This is a genomic window from Rhizobacter sp. (genome assembly GCF_031412495.1).
Classification (GTDB): Bacteria; Pseudomonadota; Gammaproteobacteria; order Burkholderiales; family Burkholderiaceae_C; genus Schlegelella_A.
In genome coordinates this window covers 1-1,909 of record NZ_JANODC010000408.1, presented here as the reverse complement: position 1 = coordinate 1,909, position 1,909 = coordinate 1, and the positions used below count along the sequence as shown (strand labels likewise).

The 1,909-nt window shown below is 70.6% G+C and carries 1 protein-coding gene; it reads left to right on the top strand.

Annotated features, from left to right (window positions below):
• Positions 1-1,909, top strand: a 1,909-nt coding sequence (locus tag AC30N0_RS15095; protein WP_489518724.1) for an alpha/beta fold hydrolase, incomplete at both ends; no start/stop codon positions are given.

Here is a 1,909-nt window from a genome sequence, read left to right as displayed (position 1 = left end):
GGGCTTCGTGTCCTGCGACGGCGTGAAGACCTGGTACGGCCAGTGCGGCGACAGCGGCCCGTGGCTTGTCTTCGCACCCGTCTACCAGATCGCCAACTCGCCCCTGCTGAAGGGCGTGGTGCCTTGGCTGGCGCAGCACTTCCGGGTGGCGGTGATGGACCTGCGCGGCAACGGCCGGTCGGATCGGCCGACCGCGCAGGAGCAGTACTCGTTCGATCTCTTCTACCGCGACTTCGTTGCCGTGCTCGATCGCCTCGAGGTCGATCGCGCCGCTGTCGTCGCCATCTCGGCGACGACGATGAACGCGATCCGGCTCGCGGCCGAGCAGCCGGCGCGCGTCTCGCATCTCGTCGTCGCCGGTGGCTATGCCGCCTCGTTGCCGACGACCCCCGAGGCGCAGGCTGTCGTCGCGGCGGCGGTCGCCCAGATGCGCGACGACTGGCCAGCGCACGTCGACCGCTTCTTCGGCATCGTCTTCAACGAGCCGCATTCGACCAAGCCGTACGAGGACGGAGTGCTCCACCACGGCGCGGCGAGCGACGGCGCCACGGTGGCGATGGGCCTCACCGGCTGGCTCGGCACCGACGTCCGCGAGCTGGCGAGGAGGGTCGCGTGCCCGACGCTCGTCATCCACGGCGACCGGGACGAGCGCGTCGCCTACGAACGCGGGGAGGAGGTCGCGCGGCTCATTCCAGGCGCGCGGCTGCTCACCGTCGGCGGCGGCGGGCACCTGATGTGCGCGCGCGACCCGGTCGCCTTCGCCCGCACCCTCCGCGATTTCGTCGGCGCCGGCCCGCCGCGGTCGACCTGGGTCCGGGCCATGGGCCGCAAGCGCCGGGCCCTCTTCGTCTCGAGCGCGATCGGCCTCGGCCACGTGCAGCGCGATCTCGCCATCGCCCGCGAGATGCGCACCCTGCAGCCGGACCTCGAGATCGACTGGTTCACGGTCGACCCCGCCGCGACCTACCTGGTCAAAGAAGGCGAGCGGCTGCACCCGATCACGGCCCGCCTGGCCAACGAGAGCCGCCACTTCGAGGCGCAGGCCGGCGAGCACGACCTGCAGGCGTTCTTCGCGCTGCGCACGATGGACGAAGTGATGGCCAGGAACTTCCTGATCTTTGCCGACCTGCTCGAGCAGGAGCACTACGACATCGTCGTCGGCGACGAGGCCTGGGACGTCGACTACCACTATCACGAGAACCCGGAGCTGAAGCGCCAGCCCTTCGTCTTCCTGACCGACTTCGTCGGCTGCCTGCCGATGGAAGAAGGCAACGAGCGCGAGGCCTACCTCTGCGCCGACCGCAACGCCGACGACATCGAGCACGTGGCGCGCTATCCCTGGATCAGGGATCGCGCGATCTTCGTCGGCAACCCGGAAGACGTCGCCGACCTGCCATTCGGGCCCGGGCTGCCGCAGATCCGCGCCTGGACGGATCGCAACTTCACCTACACGGGCTACGCCCTCCCGTTCGATCCGGCGACGCTGGCCGACACCGACGCCCTGCGCGCGCGGCACGGCTACCGGCGCGACGAGAAGCTGGTCATCGCCGCGGTCGGCGGCACGGCCGTCGGCGCGCCGCTGCTGCGCCGCATCGCCGACGCCTTTCCGCTCATGAAGCGGCAGGTGCCCGAGCTGCGCATGGTGCTGGTCGCCGGGCCGCGCGTGCCGCGCGAGACGCTGCCCGTCCACGCCGGCCTCGAGGTCCTGCCGTATGTGCACAACCTGTTCGAGCACCTCGCCTGCTCCGACCTCGCGCTGGTGCAGGGGGGCCTCAGCACCTGCATGGAGCTGGTCGCGACCCGCCGTCGCTTCCTCAGCTTTCCGCTCGAGCGTCACTTCGAGCAGTGCATCCACGTCCGCCACCGCCTGAACAACTACTGCGCCGACTGCTCGGTCCGCTTCCGCGAG